Below are 18,260 nucleotides of genomic sequence, written 5' to 3'. Positions count from 1 at the left end.
GTCGCCTGGGTCACGGCTCTTGATCAACCGGAAGCTAGGACCGCCATGTTGCGGTGAGGTTGCCCGCCGGGGTCGAACCGCCGTCCCGCGAGTGGGAACCGGGCCGCGCTCTCCCACTCGGTGAGCGCCGAATCGTTCGCGGCGCTTCCTTTGCCCGAATTCTTGGTCTTCGAGCATGGGTGTCCGTTGGTCGTCCGGGCTGGGGAGCAGGAGCGCGAGTTGCCGGTAACGCGGAGATCGTTCATGAAGGGGCTGGGAGCCACCGGGGGAGCGGGGGTGATGTACGGCGCGATGTCGGCGATCGGGCTGGCCCCGGCCGCCGCGGAGGTGCCGTTCCGGTCGCCCACGATCCGTGACCTCGTCGGGCAGGCGCCGGGACACCACTCGGTCACCGTCCTCGGTGCCGGGCCCGCCGGCCTGTGTACGGCCTACGAGCTCGGCAAGGCCGGCTACGACGTCACGGTCCTGGAGGCCCGGACCCGCCCGGGCGGGCGGGTGTGGTCGATCCGGGCAGGCACCGAGGAGACCGACCTGAACGGGGAGACGCAGCGCTCCACGTTCTCCGACGGCCACTTCTTCAACATGGGCGCGACGCGGATCCCGCAGAGCCACGTGACGCTCGACTACTGCAGGGAGCTCGGCGTCGAGATCCAGCCGTTCGGCAACCAGAACGCGAACACGCTGGTGAACTACGCCAGCGACACCCCCCTGTCGAAGACGTCGATGACCTACCGGGCGGCGAAGGCCGACACCTACGGCTACGTGGCGGAGCTGCTGCAGAAGGCCGCGTCGCGGGGCGCGCTCGACGACGTGCTGTCCGTCGACGACAAGCACGCCCTCGCGGAGTTCCTCACCGACTTCGGCGACCTCGGCAGCGACGGGCGCTACGTCGGCTCCACCCGGCGCGGGTACACGTCCGAGCCGGGGGCCGGCACCGACTACGGCACCCGGCTGGCCCCTCCGCACAGCATGTCGGACGTCATCCGCAGCGGCATCGGGCGCAACTTCGCGTTCGACTTCGAGTACGACCAGGCCACGATGATGTTCACCCCGGTAGGCGGGATGGACCGCATCTACTACGCGTTCCAGGACCGGCTCGGCGACCGTGTCAAGTTCGGCTCCGTCGTCACGGCGATGCGCAACGTGCCCGACGGCGTCACCGTCGAGTACACGGCGGGCGGGCGGGCGCAGTCGGTCACCAGCGACTACGTCGTCTGCACGATCCCGCCGCACCTGATCGGCCGGCTGGGCAACAACCTCCCCGCGGACGTGCTGGCGGCGCTCAAGGCAGCCAGGGTGACCTCGTCGGGAAAGCTCGGCATCGAGTACTCGAGGCGCTGGTGGGAGACCGACGAGCGCATCTACGGGGGTGCGAGCAACACCGACAAGGACATCGCGCAGATCATGTTCCCCTACGACCACTTCCACTCCGACCGGGGCGTGGTCGTCGGCTACTACAACACCGGCAAACGCCACCAGGCCTTCGAGTCGCTCACCCACCGCCAGCGGCTGGCCAAGGCGCTGGCGGAAGGCGCCGAGATCCACGGCGACAAGTACAAGAAGGACGTCACCTCGTCGTTCTCCGGAAGCTGGCGGCGCACCCGGTTCTCGGAGTCGGCGTGGGCGTCGTGGGACTCCACGAGCCCGGAGTACAAGCTGCTCCTCCAGCCCGTCGACAAGATCTACTTCGCGGGCGACCACCTCTCGAACGCGATCGCGTGGCAGCACGGCGCGTTCACCTCGGCCCGGGCCGTCGTCGCCGCCCTGCACAGCCGGGTCGGAGGCCCGAACTGATGGGCCCGACCCCGACGAGCCGGCCCGCCCAGCACCCCCAGCACCCCCAGCCCCGACAGGAGCACCCGATGCCGCACCGACCGACCCTGCCGCGCCAGAAGACATCTCCGCTCGCCCGCAGGCGGGCGGTCGCGGCGGGAGCGGCCGTGCTCGTGCTCGCCGCCGGATGTTCGACCGGCGGTGCCGCCGCGGCCGCCCCGGCCCCGCCGGAGGTCGTGTCGCAGGCGGTGCTGGAGCCCGGGCAGGACAACCCCATGATCGCCCAGGGTGTGGCGCTCGGCGCGGGTGCCGCCCTCTACAAGACCAGCGGGCTGGGGCCGACGCAGCTCAACGCCGCCGCCGCGGACGGGACCCCGGAGTCGTTCATCGACACCGACCAGTTCACCGGCGGCACGCTTCCCGCCGGGGTCACGATCACCGAGGCGCAGGGCATGAACGTGCTGCGCAACATCCGGGAGAACCTGGAGGCGCAGGGGCTGACGCTCGAGAACGTGACGACGATGCGCGTCTTCCTCGACAACGCCCCCGGCTCCGACCGCGCCGACTACGCCGGCTGGAACCGCGCCTACCGCCAGTTCTTCGCCAACACCAACCTCGCCAGCGGCGACACGGAGCTCGTGCCGCTGGGCACCGCGGCCCCCGCCGCGCCGCTCGTGCGCAACCCCGCCCGGCCGAGCCGCTTCGCGCTCGAGGTGCAGAGCCTGCCCGTGGCGGGCTGGCTGGTGGAGGTGGAGGTGGACGCCGTGTTCCCCGCCGGCAGCGGCCCCCGCTGAGGGCCGGGGCCGCCGGGGCGCCCCTGCAGGTGGCTCACAGGAAGTTGTTGGGCCAGATCATCGTGCGCCACATGTGCGCCACCGGCGACCCGTCGAACCCGAGCCCTTCCGCGGGCTGGCGGAAGTTGCGCCCGACGATGTCCTCGAACTCCTCGAACCGGACCTCCGCGGCCGGGTCGAACGAGTAGACGTCGTTGATCGTGACCAGCCGGGACGTCATGTACCAGCGGTGCTTGCGCGCTGCCTCGTGCTCGCGGTGGATGTACTCGGGCGGGTCGTAGTCCTCGCCGAAGTACCTGATGTACGCCTCCGGGTAGGAGTAGCCGACCGACTCGTCGGCGAAGTACCGCAGGGCCTCGTGCTTCTCGACGGCCCAGGCCACCTCCTCGTCGACGTAGGGCGCCAGCAGCTGGGCGCCCCAGTACCCGTGGTCGCTGGAGATCAGTCCGGCCACGGCGATGTCGTGGAGCAGGCAGGCCATGACGACGTTCTCGTCCAGGCCGCGATCCTTGGCGATCTTCGCGCTCTGCAGCATGTGCGAGGTGGAGAAGGCGTCGAACCGCAGGCGGAAGAAGTCGCCGAGCGTCGGGCGCTCGGGCATCTTCGGCAGCGCGGGGTTGTCCCCCATCATGAAGACGGTGTTCGGCTGGTCGAGCTCGGCCTTCAGTGCCGCCTTGGCGCCGTGCGCGGGGGTGCCGATCGTCGCGGTCGAGGGGGGAGCGATCACCCGCCTGCGGCCCCGCACCGCGTCGTCCAGCGGCTCGCGCACCCAGGCCATGGAGCCGATGTAGCGCACGGTGCTCGGAAGTTCCTCTGCCGGGACCTCGGTGGAGGGGACGGGCTCGCCGAGCGTTTCATCGACGGACATGCAGGCTCCTCGGGGTGGTGGGGTGTGCGGTGGTGTCCCGACGTGACCGGCCCGTCATCCGGGAGGGCACTGGTCGAGCGCGGTGCCGTCCCGCAACCACCGCCGGAGCCGGTCCTTCTCGACCTTGCCCATGGTGTTGCGCGGCAGCGCAGGCAGGATCTCGAGGCGACTGGGCCGGTACCACTCGGTCATCTGCAGGGTCGCGAGATGGTGGCGCAGGTCGGCCAGGGTGACCGGCGCGTCGGGCACGACCACTGCGCATGCCAGCTCTCCGCCGTGCGGATCGGGATAACCCACCAGGGCCACCTCTCGTACTGCCGGATGACGACGCAGCGCCTGCTCCACGTCGAGCACCGGAATCATGGCCAGTCCGCCGATGCGGTCGCCCGTCCGGCCGACCAGCCGGATGCCGTCGCGGCCGTCCGGGACAACGATGTCCCCCGTGTCGTACCACCCGTGGTCGTGCTCGGCCAGCACGACGGTCGCTCCCGTGTCGCGGTTCACGGTGGCGAGGCAGACGCTGGCGCCCCGCACGTAGAGCCGGGCCGGCCGTTCCGGGGTGATCTCCCCGTCACCGCGCAGGTCGATCTCCAGGTCGGCGCGCGGGCAGCCGTCGCTGCGGGTCGGCCAGTCGACCGGGTCGGTGATCCGGGTCCGGGTGCCGCCGATGACCTCGGACATCCCCCACGCCGTCTGCGGAACCACGCGGAACCACTCGCCGACCTCGGTGATCACCTCGGGCGGGACGGGGACGGCGCCGGTCACGATCCGGCGCACGGTCGGCAGCCGCTCGCACCGCTGCCGGGCCACTGCCGTCAGTTCGGACAGGAACGCCGGGGTGGCGATGACGGCCGTCGCGCCGCTGCTGACGAGCAGGCGCAGCGCCGTATCCGGCTCCCAGGTGTCCATGACCACGGAACGGGCGCCCGTCAGCAGGGGGAGGAGGACCCCGAACTTCACCCCCCACCCGTGCGTGAGGGGGTGCGGGGTGAACAGCCGGTCGTCCGGTCCGAGCTCGTCCTCGATCGCGATGGGGGAACAGCCGGCATGGAATGTGTTGAACGTGTGGAGCACGGCCTTCGGTGACCCGGTGGTGCCGGAGGTGAAGGTGACCAGGGAGACCTGGTCCGGGTCCTCGCCCGGGTCGTCGAGGCTGATGCCGTGCCACTGTTCCCACGGCACGTCCTCGAAGTGCCGGACGAAGTCCACCTCGCCGTCCTGCACGTGATCACCGAGCACCACCCGGTGCCGCAGGTGCGGCAGCCGCGGGGCGATCTCGGCCAATGCCGCGGAATGGTCGAATCCGAGCCAGCGGTCAACGGTCACACAGACCGCCGCCCCGAGCATCGCGAGCATGCGTTCCAGCTCGCGGGGACGAATGCTGGTGGTGATCGGAACCGTCACGGCACCGATCCGGGCGCACGCCAGAACCAGCGTACTGACCTGCCACCAGTTGGGTAGCTGGATCGCGACCACGTCCCCGCGGCGCACGCCCAGCTCGTGCAGCGCGCCGGCGAACCGTTCGACGTAGGCGGCGTACTCACGGTAGGTGAGGTGCCGGACCCCGTGCTCGGCGCGGTGGGCGGTGATCGCCACGGCGTCCGGGGTCTTCCGGCGCCATCGCCGCAGGTCGGAAACGGGTGTCTGGTCGCGCCAGACTCCGCGTGAGCGGTAGATCCGGGCCCATCGCGGGGTCGGTCGCAACCCCAGCGGCGCCGTGACCCCGCGCCGCACGACCTCTTCGGTCAGGTTGGCCATCGCATCTCCTCCCAGGACGGAGTCGCACCTTTCGAGGCACTTATGAATTACACGTGAAGGCCGGTGGTATGGATCAGATCATCGGAGGACTGTGATCTTTATCCCACCTGATCAGGCCTGCCCATTGCGATGAGCAGCGGGGAAGAGAAATGCCGTTCTCGTCCCGTTCGGAATGGGTATTCGGTCGGACCGGACAAGGCGTCGCACGCTGAGAAAAGCGTTGATAGATTATGATCAAGCTATATTGACGGGGGTGGGTCAGGGGATCCGCATCGACCAGCTATCGGGAGGGATCTGATGACGTCCTTCGACCTCGACCAGATCGACCACGTGCTCAGCACCACGAGGGCGGTGCGGAAGCGCCTGGACCTCGACCGGCCGGTGCCCGACGAGGTGGTGCTGCGGTTGATCGACCTGGCCGAGCAGGCGCCGTCCGGCTCCGACCAGGCCAGCCGGCGGTGGGTCGTCGTGCGCGATCCGGCCACCAAGGGACGCATCGCCGAGCTGTACCGGGAGGCCGGGGCGAACCTGTTCGACGGGCTGAGGGCCGCGGCCGGCCACGTGGACGGGAACAGGCGGCGGGTGGCCGACTCGGGGGCCTACCTCGCCGAGAACCTGGAGCGGGTGCCGGCCCTGGTCATCGTCACGATCTACGGCGTGCACGACGGCAGCGGCAGGCCCGGTCTGTTCGACTCGGTCATCCAGTCGGCATGGAGCTTCTGCCTCGCCGCCCGGGCTCGTGGCATCGGGACCGCGTGGACGACGCTGCACCTGCGCCGCGCGCAGGAGGTGGCCGAGCTGCTGGGCATCCCGGACGGCGTCACGCAGATCGTGTTGTTCCCGGTGGCCTACACGACCGGCGGCGACTTCCGGCCCGCTCCCCGGCGCCCGGCCGGTGAGATCACCTTCGTCGACCAGTGGGGATTCACCCCCAGCGTGGTGCCCGAGCAGCAGCGGGCTCATCCCGGCGAGGGGCGGGGGGTGAGCCTCGATCTGGACGTGCAGGCTCCGGCCGAGCGGGTGTGGGAGCTGGTCACCGACATCACGCTGCCGTCGCGGTTCACCTCCGAGGCCACGGGCGCCACCTGGGACGAGGACCAGCAGCTCGGTCCGGGTGCGCGCTTCCACGGCTCGAACGCCACCAGGGACGCCGGGCATCCGGCGATCGACCGGCTGGCGGAGGACGGGCTGTCCTGGACCACGTCCTGCCAGGTCGAGCGGTGCGAGCCGCCGCACGAGTTCGGCTACCTCGTCGGCGACCGCGACAGCCCGTCGGCCCGCTGGGCGTTCCGCCTGCACCCGATGCTCGGCGGCGGCACCCGGGTCACCCACTCGATGCTGGTCGGGCCCGGGACCTCTGCCACGTCGGCCGTCGCCCAGCAGAATCCCGAGCAGGCCGAGGCGATCTGGACCGGACGGTTCCGTGTCATCCGGGCGAACATCGCCGCCACCCTCGCCGGCGTCAAGGCGCTCGCCGAGAGCTGAGGGCGCGGGCCCAGGCCGGCTGAGTGGAAGTGGGCGCGCGCTGGAGATCCTGCTCGGAGCCGATGACTTTCCCGGGCAGCTCGCCGAGCGGTACGGGTCGGGCGGCCCGACACATCCGCTACCGCCTGAGGATCTCCCGCCGTCACCCGGCTTCGCGTCAGGCGGGTCGGGACACCTCCGGAGTGGCGGCCAGGAACGTCAGGTCATCGAGGGGAACCTCCGTGCCGGTCTCGTCGACGAGGGCGACCCGCAGGGGTCGGCCGGTGGTGCGGGAGCGCCGGAGGGAGGACGGTCCGGCGGGCCGGGGCCGCTCCTCGTCCCCCCACTGCTGCAGGGCCGCCAGGATGAGGCGCAGCCGCATGGCGGACGGGGTGGGGTGATAGCCGACGCGGGCGCGGCTGCCGGGTTCCTGGTACCCGCGTGTCTCGAGGAGGCCGGCGTCGACGAGCGTCCTCAGCCGGGTGCTGAGGAGGTTCGGGGCGATCCCGAGGCTGCGCCGGAAGTCGGCGAACCGGTGCAGCCCGCGGAACGCGTCGCGCAGGATGAGCAGCGTCCATCGCTCACCGAGGATCTGCAGGCTCCGCTCGATCGAGCACGTCGGCTCGTTCCCGTCCACGTCCATGCCGTCAAGACTAGGACGATCTGCCCGATCGGCGGCAGCTGGCTTTGGGTCCGCAATGCAGGAGGCGCACCGGCCGGTCGCCTCACCCCGGGCGCTACACCACCTGCCACACGAGAACGGCCATGGCGAAGCCGACCACGGACAGGATCGTCTCCAGGACCGTCCAGGTCTTGAGGGTGTCCTTGACCGACATGTTGAAGTACTTGGCGACGATCCAGAAGCCACCGTCGTTGACGTGGCTCGCGATGATCGAGCCGGCCGACACCGAGATGACGATCAGCGCGATCTGTGCGTGCGAGTAGCCGCCCGCCGTCACGATGGGTTCGATGATGCCCGCGGTGGTGACGATGGCGACGGTGGCCGAGCCCTGGGCCAGCCGCAGGGCCGAGCTGATCAGGTAGGCCGAGACGATCACCGGGAGCCCGCCTGCCGTCATCGAGCCGGCCAGTGCCTCACCGACGCCGGTGGCCCGCAGCACCGCACCGAAGAACGATCCGGCGCCCACGACGAGCAGGATCATCCCGATCGGCTTGAGCGACTCGCCGGTGAGGCGGCCGAGCTCGGTGACCCCGATGCCGCGCCGCACGCCGAGCAGGTACATGGCCACGAGCACCGCGACGGTCAGCGCGATCGTCGGCGTCCCGAGGAAGACGAGCACCGACTGCGCGGGGCCCGCGGGGAGCGCGACGGTGCCCACGGTGGCCCCGAGGATCAGCACCATCGGCAGCAGGATGACCGAGCTGATCAGCGCGACCGACGGCGGCCGGGTGCGCACCGCGGTGGCGACGCCGCCCGCCGTCGCGACGCCGCCCGCCGTCGCGACGCCGCCCGCCGGAGTGTCGTCGGGGCCGTCCTTCTCGGGGTTGTCGGGCCCGACGCTGTCGGGCTCGGCGGGGACGAACTCGTCGGGCACGTCCACGAGCACCCGCCTGCCGATGTAGGAGCCCCACCACACGCCGCTGACCAGCCAGGCCGGGATGCCGCAGACGAGACCCATGATGATGAGCCACCCCAGGTCGACGCCCAGCAGGCCGGCGGCGGCGACGGGCCCCGGGTGCGGCGGCAGGAACGCGTGCGTCATCGACAGGCCGGCCAGCATCGGCATCGCGTACAGCACCAGCGACCGGCCCCCGCGCTTGGCCGCCACGTAGACCAGCGGCGCCAGCACGAAGATGCCGATGTCGAAGAACACCGGGATGCCCAGGATCACGCCGGTGAGGCCCATCGCCAGGGGAGCGCCCTTTGGGCCGAACAGCTTCAGCAGCCGGGTGGTCAGCACATCGGCCCCGCCCGAGCGCTCCATGATCGCGCCGAGCACCGTGCCCAGGCCGATGATCGGGGCGATGTGGCCGAGGATCGAGCCGAACCCCGTCTCGAGCAGCGAGTCGGAGGACTTGATCGGGGTGCCCACCAGCTTGGCGATCGGCACGCCCGCGGCCAGCGCGACGAGCACCCCCACCACGATCAGCGCGATGAAGGGTTCGAGCTTGACCTTGATGATCAGCAGCAGCAGGACGGCGACGCTCAGGACGGCGAGCGTGAGCAGACCGGCCGTGTCGTGCTGCAGCCAGTGCACGAAGGCATTCATCAGCGGCTCCGAGGGGGAGGGGGAGGGGAGGGGAGGGGGTCCGGACGGTCAGGTCACGTCGCCGCCGGGGCGGCGGCGCAGCGCCCGGCCCGCCATGGCGTCGGTGCGTGCGCCATCGGCCACGGCGGCCTCACCGTTGACGAAGACGTAGGGGATGCCGGCTGCCTGCTGCTTGGGGTGTTCGAAGGTGGTGGTGGCGGCGACCGTCGCGGGGTCGAACAGCACGAGGTCGGCGGTGTACCCGGGGCGGACCAGGCCCCGGTCGCGCAGCCGCAGCCGGGCCGCCGCGCGGCCGGTGAGGTGCCCGACGCACTCCTCGAGCGTGAGCAGGCCCAGGTCGCGCGCGTAGTGGCCGAGGTAGCGGGGGAACGTGCCCCAGGCCCGCGGATGCGGCTTCGCGCCCACCAGGATGCCGTCGCTCCCCGCGGTGTGGCGCGGGTGGCGCATGATCGCCCGGACGTTCTCCTCGTGGCCGACGTGCTGCAGGATCCCGGTGCCCAGGTCGTCGCGGAGCAGGATGTCGACGAACACGTCGAACGGGGCACGCCGCTGCGCACGGGCGAGCTGCGCGATCGTCCGGCCGACGGTGTCGTCGAGCTCGGGGCGGGTCACCCCGCTGATCTCGATGGTGTCCCACTCGGCGACCACGCCGTGGCAGCCGTCGGAGCCGTGCACCTCCAGGTCCTCGCGGATCCGGGCCAGGTCGTCAGGGTTGCGCAGCCGGGCCAGCGTGGCGTCCTGGCCGCCGGCCGACGACCAGCTGGGCAGCACCGCCGACAGCGTGGTGGCCCCGGGCAGGTAGGGGTAGGTGTCCAGGCTGATGTCGGTGCCGGCATCGACGGCCCGGTCGAGCAGGGCGAGCAGCTCGCCCGCGCGGCCCTTGTTCGGGCCGAAGTTCATCGTGGCGTGCGACAGGTGCAGGGCACACCCCGACCGCGTGCTGAGGTCGATCATCTCCGCGTAGGCCTCGAGGGCTCCCTTGCCGTAGGAGCGGTGGTGCGGGGCGAAGAAGCCACCGAGCTCGGCGACCGTCCGGCACAGGGCGAGCAGCTCGGCCGAGTCGGCGTACATGCCGGGGGTGTAGGTCAGCCCGGCGGAGAGCCCCACGGCGCCCTCGGTCATGCCGCTGCGGACGATCCGCTGCATGGCCGTGATGTCGGCCGCGGTGGCCGGGACGTCGTCCCAGCCCAGGACGAGGGCCCGGACCACCCCGTGCGGCACCAGGTACGCGGCGTTGCCCGCGATGCCCTCGTCGAGCCGGTCGAGGTACTCCCCGACGCTGCGCCAGGAGAAGTCGAAGCCGGCGGGGTCGCCGTTCCAGCCGGCGATCTTCTTCCGGAGCATGGCCAGCGCGGCGTCGTCGACCGGCGCGTAGGACAGCCCGTCCTGGCCGAGCAGCTCGGTGGTGACGCCCTGGGTGATCTTGGGCAGGTGCTCCGGTGCCGTCAGGATCTGCAGGTCGGAGTGGGCGTGCATGTCGATGAAGCCGGGCGCGAGCACCAGCCCGTCGGCATCGATGACCCGGTCGGCGCCGGGCGGCGTGCCCCCGTCGCGGGAGATCTCGGCGATCCGGGCGCCGTCGAGGAGCACGTGCGCGCCGTAGCGGGGCTGCTCGGTCCCGTCGACGACGGTCGCGGACCGGATGAGGGTGCGCACGCGGGTCCCCCTGCTCAGAAGTAGGTCCGGAGGAGATCGACCACGACCGGGTCGGTGTCGGCGTCGTCGGCGATCACGGGGATCCACTGCCACTTGTCGAACGCGGTGCACGGGTGCGAGAGGCCCAGGCGCACGACCTGCCCCACCCGCAGCGTCGAGGCCGGGTCGATGCGGAGGAAGCAGTGCTGGTCGTTCACGGCGGTGATCTCCGCGCCGGACAGCGGCGTGACCGGGCCGCCCAGCTGGTCGGCCACCAGCTGCGGCTCGGGCAGCCCCTCGTCGAACGGGACGTCACGCTTCCCGGCGTCGAGCAGGGCCAGTGCCGGCTCGGGGCGGGAGACGACCCGCGCCCAGGCGTGCATGGCCGAGCGCAGCGGCTCGCCGTGGTCCCGGGAGAACGGGGAGATGCCCCGGTAGAAGCCGTCGTCGTGGATCACGTAGGCGCCCGGGCGCAGCAGCACGCGGGTGGGCACGCCCGCCGCGCCCGCGGGATCGGCCAGCGGCCCGAGCACGTCGGCGACGTCGTCGAAGTAGGCGCTGCCACCCGCGGTGACGACCACCTCGGACGTTCCGGCGTAGGCGCCGGCGCCGACCAGCGCCCGGTGCAGCGCCGCGAGGTCGCCCAGGTAGCCGCGGACGGCGTCGAGCGCGCCGGGGGAGGCGTCGTGGGCGAGCGCGCCCTCGTAGCCGCTCACCCCGCCCAGGACGAGGGCCGGGCTCGCGGCCACGGCCGCGGCAACCGCCTGCGCGGTCGGCAGGTCGCGGGCACCTGTCCGGCCACTCGGCGCGCCCAACTCGACCAGCACGGTGAGCGGGCGGCGTGGACGGACGCCGGCGAGCACGGTGCTCATCGCCTCGACGGCGTCGACCGAGTCGACCCAGCTGAGCACCTGCAGCCCCGCGTCGGCGTCCAGGGCGGCGCTGACCCGGGTCAGCCCGACCGGGTCGACCAGCGCGTTCGCGAGCTGGATGCGGCGCACGCCCGACGCCACCGCCACCCGCAGCTGGCTCGGCGTCGCCACCGTGATGCCCCAGGCTCCGGCCCGGAGCTGGCGCTGCCAGATGGCGGGCGCCATCGTCGTCTTGCCGTGCGGCGCCAGGTCCACCCCGCGCGCGGCGCACCACCGGGCCATCCGGGACACGTTGGCGTCGATCACCGACGACGTCAGTACCAGGAGCGGGGTGCTGAAGGCCGAGAGCCGCGGGCGGCGGGCGAGGAACTCGGCGACCGTCGCCCCGTCCGCGGCAACGGGCAGCGACTTGTCCAGCGCGTCCGGTCGGCGGGCGTCGACGATCGTGGCCACGGTGTGTCCCTTCACGCTGCGTGGTTGCGTCACACGCAACGTCCGGTGCAGGGTGTGATCCACGGGTTGTAGCATTGCTAACCGAATGCGTCAAATGATCACATGTGAAGGGGAGCCGGGGCCACGGTCGGTGAGCAGGGCTGGGCCGGCGACCGACACCCGGTCCCCGACCGAGACGGAAGGCCACGCATGACCGGCAAGACCATCGTGAGCACGACGGACGCGCCCGCCCCGGCGCACACCTACAGCCAGGGGGTGCGCAAGGGCGGCATCCTCCAAGTCTCCGGGCAGACCCCGATGGACCCCGGGACCGGCGAGTACGTCGGGGCGGGGGACGTCAGGGCGCAGACCCGGCGCACCCTCGAGAACGTCCGCGCGATCCTGGAGGCCGGCGGCGCGGGCGTCGAGGACGTCGTGATGTTCCGGGTCTACCTCACCAGCCGCGGTGACTTCGCCGCCATGAACGAGGTGTACGCGCAGTTCCTGGCCGAGCACGTGCCGAGCGGCGAGCTGCCCGGCCGCACCACGCTGATCGTCGGCCTGCCTCACGAGGCCATGCTGGTGGAGATCGACGCGCTCGCCGTGGTGGGCTGAGCAGCCCGCGCTGATCAGGCGAAGGCGGGCACCGGCGACGGGGAGCTCCGCCCCGGGGTGGGCGGGTCCTCCTCGTCGGGCCGGCGGCCGGGCCCGTGTCCCACGGGGTGGGCCAGCAGCCAGTTCCACACCTCGACCGGCCCGTCGGCCACGTGCACGGCGCCGCAGTGGCAGGTGCCCTGCAACTGGTCGCTCCCCGGCAGCCACACCACCCGCAGCACCCCCGGCCCGGTGAGCATGCGGATGGGCTCGATGTCCATGCCCGGGCTCACCTCGCCGCCGCCGTGGCCGGCTCCTGCAGCATCGCCGTGAGCATCCGCCGGGCGGCGAGGCCGCCGGTGTCGATGTTGATGGACAGCTCCTGGTAGCCCGCCGGTTCGGTGGCGATCACACGCTCCAGCACGTCGAGCGCCGCGACGTCCTGCAGCACGACGGTGCGGTTCTGCTCGGCGATGAAGTCCGAGACCGAGGTGTCGTCGAGCGCGAAGTCACGGGCGACCGCCCAGAAGTCGTGGGTGCGGTTCTCGGTCTCCGGGGTGATCGCGTAGACGACCTCGACGTGGAACGCGTCGGGGTCGCTGCCGTCCGGGTTCGGCAGGGAGCCCACCGGCGCGATCCGGCTGTGCAGCTTGTACAGGCACGGCGGTGCGTACTCGATGTCCTGCCAGCGTGCGATCCGCCCGGTGAGGCCGGTCGAGTTCGCGTAGAAGGGCGGGCACTCGGCGTCGTCCATGTGGCGGCTGACGTAGACGATGCCGGCGGCGTCGTCGACCTCGGTGGTGATCGGCGTGCCGGCCACCTCGGGCGTGCCGATGTAGCCGCCGTGCAGGTAGGTCTCGTGCGAGAGGTCCATGAGGTTGTCCACCAGCAGGCCGAAGCGGGCCGCGAGCGGCTCCATGCCCGACACCGTCGCGTAGTCGGGGGAGTCGAGCCACGGCGCGCGCGGGATGCGTGTGGCGTCGGCCCGCGCCGCGTCACCGATCCACACCCAGACGAACGAGTCCTGCTCGACGACGGGGTAGCTGCGCAGCCGGGCGGTGCGGGGCACCCGGGTCTGGCCGGGCACCGCGACGCACGCGCCGTCGGCCCCGTAGGTGAAGCCGTGGTAGCCGCAGACCACCGCGTCGCCGACGAGCCGGCTCGGCGCCTGGGACAGGGGGAAGCGGCGGTGCACGCACCGGTCCGACATCGCCGTGACCTCGCCGGCCTCCGTGCGCCAGAACAGGATGGACTCCCCGCAGACGGTGCGGGAGAACAGGTCGTGCCCGATCTCGCGGCCGTAGGCCGCGACGTACCACTGGTCGCGCGGGATCGTTGTCATACCTATGCATGCTCCGGCGGGGAGGCGGGCGACCGAACCCCCTTGCCACATGGCGGAAAGGTAATCCGGGGTTACCGAGCGGATCAACCGGTTGGTGCAGTCCGCCCCGGCGGAGGCGTGGTGTAGACGTTCGTGACGATCGGCGGAAATGCCTTTTCAGCATGCGGAAGTGTGATAGCGCACTGATCGTCCCCGGTGCAGGGTGCTGCCAACCGTCGCCGCGGCCGGGCGACGTGGGCCCCCGGCGTTCCACAGAGGAGTGCAGATGTCTTCGTCCACCGAGTACCCGCCGGATGCACCGGCCCCGGCGGCGACGCCGGCCGAGGTGCGCAGGGTGGCGGTGGCCAGCCTCGTCGGCACGTCCATCGAGTGGTACGACTTCTTCATCTACGGCCTCGCCGCCGTGATCGTGTTCCGCGGCCAGTTCTTCCCCGGCGCCTCCCCGCTGGCCGGCACCCTGGCTGCTCTCGGCACGTTCGCCGTCGGGTTCCTGGCACGGCCCATCGGCGGGGTGGTCTTCGGTCACCTCGGCGACCGGATCGGGCGGAAGCGGACCCTCGTTACCACGCTCGTGTCGATGGGCGTCGCGACCGCGCTCATCGGGGTGCTGCCCAACTTCGCCCAGATCGGGGTGGCCGCCCCGATCCTGCTCGTGCTGCTGCGGGTGGTGCAGGGCCTCGCCGTCGGCGGTGAGTGGGGTGGGGCCGTGCTGATCTCGGTGGAGCACGCCCCGGAGAACCGGCGCGGCCTCTACGGCAGCTTCCCCCAGCTCGGCGTGCCGATCGGGCTCATCACCTCGAACCTCGTGTTCCTGGTGCTGGCCGCCACGTTGAGCGACGAGCAGTTCACGTCGTGGGGCTGGCGCATCCCGTTCCTCGTCAGCGCCGCGCTGGTGGCCGTGGGGCTCTACGTCCGGCTCAAGGTCACCGAGAGCCCCGAGTTCGTGGCCGCTGCCGCCGCCGCGAAGGCCGCCCCGTCGATGCGGCTGCCGATCATCACGGTCGCGCGCGACCACTGGCCGCAGGTGCTCTGCGGCATCGGGATCTTCGCCGGCATCACCACGATGGGCTACATGGCGGCGACGTTCGCCATCCAGTACGGCACCGCCACCCTGGGGCTCCCCAATACCTTCATGATCTCCGCCGTGCTCGTGGCCGCGCTGCTGGAGATCCCGCTGTCGCTGTACTTCTCCTCGCTGTCGGACCGCATCGGCCGGCACCGGATGATCCTGTTCGGTGCCGTCTCCACCGGGCTCGTCGCGATCGTCTTCCTCCCGCTGCTCGCCACCGCGGTCCCGGTGGTCGTCTTCATCGCCGTGGTGCTCGGGCGCACGGGCGCCGCGCCGATGTACGGGCCGTCGGCCGCGGTGGCCGCCGAGGCGTTCCCGGTGGAGGTCCGCTACAGCGGCGCCTCGATCGGCTACCAGCTCGGCTCGGTGCTCGGCGGCGCACTGGCGCCGATCATCGCCACCCTGCTGCTGGCCTCGTCCGCCGGTGTCTGGGGCGTGTCGGTCTACCTCACGTTCATGGTGGTCCTCGCCGGGATCGGCACGGTCGTGGCCGGCCGGCTGCAGGCGAGGACGGCAGCCGTGCCGGCGGCGTGAGAGCCGGGGACGGAATGCGCGTCGCACCCCCGCAGGCGCACCGGTGACCGAAGCCGCGGCGAAGCGCCCCCGGCCCTCGCGGCCGGCTGCGGGCAAGTTCGCGGAGCGTCGCAAGGAACTGGCCCAGGCGGCGATCCAGACGCTGTCCGAGCTCGGCTACGCCCGCACGAGCCTGCGTGAGATCGCGCAGAACTCCGCGTTCTCCCACGGTGTCCTGCACTACTACTTCACCGACAAGGTCGACCTGATCACGTGCTGCGTCCGGGAGTACAAGGCGCAGTGCGTGCTCCGCTACGACCGGCTCGTGGTGGAGGCCGACTCACCCGAGGGGCTCGCCGTCCGGTTCGCCGACGGCCTCGTCGAGTCGGTGCGCGAGGAGAGCAAGCTGCACCGCCTCTGGTACGACCTGCGGGCGCAGGCACTGTTCGAGGAGTCCTTCCGCGCCGACGTCCTCGAGATCGACGCCAGCATCGAGCGGATGATCTGGCGGGTCGTCAGCCGTCATGCCGAGCTGCTGGGCGTGCGGCCGGGGCTCACGTCGTCGTCGGTCTACACGATGTTCGACGGCGCCTTCCAGATGGCGCTGCTGCGGCATCTGTCGGGCCGGCCGGACGCCCTGACCGACCTGCACGCATCCGCCCTGGTGATGCTCCGCCACGCCACCTGCTCCGCGCCGCCGCCCACCGGGCCCGTCAGCTGATCGTCGCGAGCGCCCGGGGGGCCACCTCGACGCAGACGGGAGTGCCGGGGTCGAGTGCGATGACCTCGCCGTCGAGCTGCATCGGGGTGGGCTTGAGCGTGGTGAAGCCGTAGCGCGTGGCGGTGGGCTGCGGCCCCAGGCCACGCGTCGCCGCCCTGATGGCGACACCGAGGATCCGCCACTTCGCCGTGTGCGGCACCGTGATCACCTCGAACCGGCCGTCGTCGGGCCGTCCCCCGTCGCTGAGGGTGGCGAACTTGGCCATCTCGGAGATGTTGGCGAAGAGCAGGCTGTCGACGCTGCGGCGGCTCCCGTCCTCCAGCTCGATCGTGAAGGGACGGAAGCGGGCGAAGGTCCGCACCACCGACACGATCTCCCGGAAGGAACCCTTGCCGCCCTTCTCCAGGTCGACCGCGACGACCGGCGTCAGCCCGAGCCCGATGTAGGAGTGGGCGTAGTGCGTGCGCGCATCGGGGCCGGTGCCGATGGTCATGCGGAGCAGGTCGATGCGGTACACCTCGCCGGCGACCACGGCGTCGGCCAGCGGCCGCTCCCGGATGGTGCGCCGATGGTCGTTGGCGTTGCCCGCCGCCATCACCGCGCAGACGACGTCGGGGTTGCCGGCCAACATGGCGCCGTCGACGACCTCGTTGTACCCGCCGTCCCCGCTGACGGAGACGATCAGCGGGCGGCCACCCGCCGCTGCCGCCTCGCGGGCCAGGTCGCGGCCGTGCCCGGCGTGCTGGGTGGGGCTCATCGTCACCGGCAGGTCCGGCAACCGGTCCGCCAGCTCGGCGCGCAGCTCCTCCGCGAGCTCGGGTGCCCGTCCCGTGCTGTTCGGGTTGAAGATCACGACCACCCGGTCGAACGCCTCGGTGCCGGTCATCGCAGCCGCCGCCAGACCGTGCGCAGCAGTCCGAACGCACCGGCCGCGACCAGGAGCGGGATGGGCAGGCAGCAGCCGCAGCCCCCGACCGAGACCTCCGACCCCTGCCGGGTCCGGGTCGAGTAGTAGGGAACGGGGCCCCAGAAGCCGAACCGGCCGCGCCTGCGCCTGCCGGGCACCGCGGGGTCCCCCTGGACGTACGGCCGGGGCACCACGCGGCCATCGGGCGCCCGGTCGCGGGAGGAGCGCCGGGCGAAAGGACCGAATCGATTCACACGGGCGTTGTACCCGCAGGTGGGCCAATCCATCCGGGCAGGGCGTGTCCCGGTATCAGGCCTCCGCAGGTGGGTCCCGAGGGGTGCCGGGACCGCCGGGGAGCCGGTGTCAGGCGTCCGCCGGCGGGTTGAGCCTGCCGATCCGGATGGCGTTGCCGAACGGGTCGCGGATCCCGAAGTCCGTGCCGTAGGGCTTCTCGGAGGGCTCGTCGGTGATCTCGACGCCGCGGGCCTTGAGCGTCTCGAAGGACTTCTGCGGGTCGTCGGTGCTGATGCACAGCCAGCCGCCCATCGCGCCCTTCGTGACCAGCTCGCGCACCTGTGCCGCGGTGGCCTCGTCCATCGCGGGCGGACCGGGCTTCTCCAGCAGGATCTGCCGCTCGGGGTCGCCGGGGACGTGGACGGTCAGCCAGCGCATGAAGCCCAGGTCCTGGTCGGCGTGGAGCTCGAGCCCGAGCTTGTTGACGTAGAAGTCGAGCGCCTCGTCCTGGTCGAGCACGACGATCGAGGACTGCGTGATGTTCTTCAGCATGCGGAGAAACCTAGGGGGCCGGCCGCGCGCGCTGCTTATCCGAAACTGCTCCGGTCCTCAGCGCGGGCCGGCGGGGCGCAGCCACGCCCTCGCGAAGCAGGTCGGCACCGCGTCGGCCGGGTGGTCGCCGCCGCGCTTGCGGTAGGCCGAGGGCGACTCGCCGACGATGTCGCGGAACGTCCGGCTGAACGTGCCCAGGCTCGTGAAACCGACGTCCACACAGATCTCGGTGACGCTGCGCGCGGACGTCCGCAGCAGGAACATCGCCCGCTCCACGCGGCGCCGCTGCAGGTAGCGGTGCGGCGTCTCGCCGAACGTGGCCCGGAACGTCCGGCTGAAGTGGTCGGGGGAGACGAACGCGATCCGGGCGAGGGCCGGCACGTCGAGCGGCTCGGCGTAGGTGCGGTCCATCGCGTCCCGCGCGCGGAGCATGCGGCGGTTGCTGTCCTCGACCGCGCTGCGGGCGCCGGGCCGTGGCCCGCCGTCGGAGCGCGTCACGGG

Annotated in this window: 18 protein-coding genes; 6 read left to right on the top strand and 12 right to left on the bottom strand. The window is 71.8% G+C overall.

The window, feature by feature from the left end:
• The first annotated feature begins 243 nt into the window (after nucleotides 1–243).
• Together ACQPZA_RS21070 and ACQPZA_RS21065 are read left to right on the top strand one after the other, a co-directional pair.
• Complete coding sequence (locus ACQPZA_RS21070; protein WP_433272995.1) at nucleotides 244–1,794, top strand: flavin monoamine oxidase family protein; 1,551 nt, start codon at nucleotides 244–246, stop codon at nucleotides 1,792–1,794.
• A gap of 68 nt (nucleotides 1,795–1,862) precedes the next feature.
• Nucleotides 1,863–2,567 (top strand): Rid family hydrolase, encoded by a 705-nt coding sequence (locus ACQPZA_RS21065; RefSeq protein WP_433272993.1) that lies wholly within the window; start codon nucleotides 1,863–1,865, stop codon nucleotides 2,565–2,567.
• A 34-nt stretch (nucleotides 2,568–2,601) separates the two neighbouring features.
• On the opposite strand, the gene ACQPZA_RS21060 is transcribed toward ACQPZA_RS21065, so the two are convergent.
• Both ACQPZA_RS21060 and ACQPZA_RS21055 read right to left on the bottom strand, forming a co-directional pair.
• Nucleotides 2,602–3,435 (bottom strand): HD domain-containing protein, encoded by an 834-nt coding sequence (locus ACQPZA_RS21060; protein ID WP_211174228.1) that lies wholly within the window; start codon nucleotides 3,433–3,435, stop codon nucleotides 2,602–2,604.
• Between the two features lie 54 nt (nucleotides 3,436–3,489).
• Nucleotides 3,490–5,193, bottom strand: coding sequence for an AMP-binding protein (locus tag ACQPZA_RS21055; protein ID WP_433272991.1), 1,704 nt, complete (start codon nucleotides 5,191–5,193; stop codon nucleotides 3,490–3,492).
• 297 nt (nucleotides 5,194–5,490) lie between these two features.
• Here ACQPZA_RS21055 and ACQPZA_RS21050 point away from each other — a divergent pair, with 297 nt between their 5' ends.
• Nucleotides 5,491–6,678, top strand: a complete 1,188-nt coding sequence (locus ACQPZA_RS21050) for a nitroreductase family protein (RefSeq protein WP_433272989.1) — start codon at nucleotides 5,491–5,493, stop codon at nucleotides 6,676–6,678.
• A gap of 157 nt (nucleotides 6,679–6,835) precedes the next feature.
• On the opposite strand, the gene ACQPZA_RS21045 is transcribed toward ACQPZA_RS21050, so the two are convergent.
• The 4 genes from ACQPZA_RS21045 to ACQPZA_RS21030 all read right to left on the bottom strand — a co-directional run bounded on the left by ACQPZA_RS21045 (nucleotide 6,836) and on the right by ACQPZA_RS21030 (nucleotide 11,848).
• Nucleotides 6,836–7,300, bottom strand: a complete 465-nt coding sequence (locus ACQPZA_RS21045; RefSeq protein WP_433272987.1) for a winged helix-turn-helix transcriptional regulator — start codon at nucleotides 7,298–7,300, stop codon at nucleotides 6,836–6,838.
• A 94-nt stretch (nucleotides 7,301–7,394) separates the two neighbouring features.
• Nucleotides 7,395–8,888: a GntP family permease gene (locus ACQPZA_RS21040; RefSeq protein WP_433272985.1), complete on the bottom strand. Its 1,494-nt coding sequence runs from the start codon at nucleotides 8,886–8,888 to the stop codon at nucleotides 7,395–7,397.
• Between the two features lie 48 nt (nucleotides 8,889–8,936).
• Nucleotides 8,937–10,544, bottom strand: coding sequence for an N-acyl-D-amino-acid deacylase family protein (locus ACQPZA_RS21035; protein WP_433272983.1), 1,608 nt, complete (start codon nucleotides 10,542–10,544; stop codon nucleotides 8,937–8,939).
• Nucleotides 10,545–10,558: 14 nt separating this feature from the next.
• On the bottom strand, nucleotides 10,559–11,848 hold the full coding sequence (locus ACQPZA_RS21030; protein ID WP_433272981.1) for an amino acid deaminase: 1,290 nt from the start codon (nucleotides 11,846–11,848) through the stop codon (nucleotides 10,559–10,561).
• A gap of 189 nt (nucleotides 11,849–12,037) precedes the next feature.
• Between ACQPZA_RS21030 and ACQPZA_RS21025 the strand changes: the two genes are divergently transcribed.
• Nucleotides 12,038–12,442, top strand: a complete 405-nt coding sequence (locus ACQPZA_RS21025; protein ID WP_433272979.1) for a RidA family protein — start codon at nucleotides 12,038–12,040, stop codon at nucleotides 12,440–12,442.
• 14 nt (nucleotides 12,443–12,456) lie between these two features.
• Here the strand turns inward: ACQPZA_RS21025 and ACQPZA_RS21020 are convergent, their stop codons facing one another.
• Nucleotides 12,457–12,702, bottom strand: a complete 246-nt coding sequence (locus tag ACQPZA_RS21020; RefSeq protein WP_433272977.1) for a hypothetical protein — start codon at nucleotides 12,700–12,702, stop codon at nucleotides 12,457–12,459.
• Nucleotides 12,703–12,710: 8 nt separating this feature from the next.
• Nucleotides 12,711–13,763 (bottom strand): Rieske 2Fe-2S domain-containing protein, encoded by a 1,053-nt coding sequence (locus ACQPZA_RS21015; RefSeq protein WP_433272975.1) that lies wholly within the window; start codon nucleotides 13,761–13,763, stop codon nucleotides 12,711–12,713.
• Between the two features lie 265 nt (nucleotides 13,764–14,028).
• Here ACQPZA_RS21015 and ACQPZA_RS21010 point away from each other — a divergent pair, with 265 nt between their 5' ends.
• Nucleotides 14,029–15,366, top strand: a complete 1,338-nt coding sequence (locus tag ACQPZA_RS21010; protein WP_433272973.1) for an MFS transporter — start codon at nucleotides 14,029–14,031, stop codon at nucleotides 15,364–15,366.
• Nucleotides 15,367–15,409: 43 nt separating this feature from the next.
• Nucleotides 15,410–16,066: a TetR/AcrR family transcriptional regulator gene (locus ACQPZA_RS21005; RefSeq protein ID WP_433272971.1), complete on the top strand. Its 657-nt coding sequence runs from the start codon at nucleotides 15,410–15,412 to the stop codon at nucleotides 16,064–16,066.
• On the opposite strand, the gene ACQPZA_RS21000 is transcribed toward ACQPZA_RS21005, so the two are convergent.
• The 4 genes from ACQPZA_RS21000 to ACQPZA_RS20985 form a co-directional block, all read right to left on the bottom strand.
• Nucleotides 16,059–16,952 (bottom strand): diacylglycerol/lipid kinase family protein, encoded by an 894-nt coding sequence (locus tag ACQPZA_RS21000; RefSeq protein ID WP_433272969.1) that lies wholly within the window; start codon nucleotides 16,950–16,952, stop codon nucleotides 16,059–16,061. The genes ACQPZA_RS21005 and ACQPZA_RS21000 overlap by 8 nt on opposite strands.
• Entirely contained in the window at nucleotides 16,949–17,167 is a 219-nt protein-coding gene (locus ACQPZA_RS20995; RefSeq protein ID WP_433272967.1) for a hypothetical protein, read from the bottom strand. Before ACQPZA_RS20995 ends, ACQPZA_RS21000 begins: the two co-directional genes overlap by 4 nt.
• A gap of 169 nt (nucleotides 17,168–17,336) precedes the next feature.
• Entirely contained in the window at nucleotides 17,337–17,759 is a 423-nt protein-coding gene (locus ACQPZA_RS20990) for a VOC family protein (RefSeq protein WP_433272965.1), read from the bottom strand.
• A 57-nt stretch (nucleotides 17,760–17,816) separates the two neighbouring features.
• The gene (locus tag ACQPZA_RS20985; RefSeq protein ID WP_433282914.1) at nucleotides 17,817–18,191 is read right to left on the bottom strand and encodes a helix-turn-helix domain-containing protein; all 375 of its coding nucleotides are present in this window, start codon (nucleotides 18,189–18,191) and stop codon (nucleotides 17,817–17,819) included.
• Between the last annotated feature and the right edge of the window lie 69 nt (nucleotides 18,192–18,260).

The organism is Pseudonocardia xinjiangensis (assembly GCF_050948425.1).
Lineage (GTDB): Bacteria > Actinomycetota > Actinomycetes > Mycobacteriales > Pseudonocardiaceae > Pseudonocardia > Pseudonocardia xinjiangensis.
This window is presented reverse-complemented; position numbering and strand designations above follow the sequence as displayed.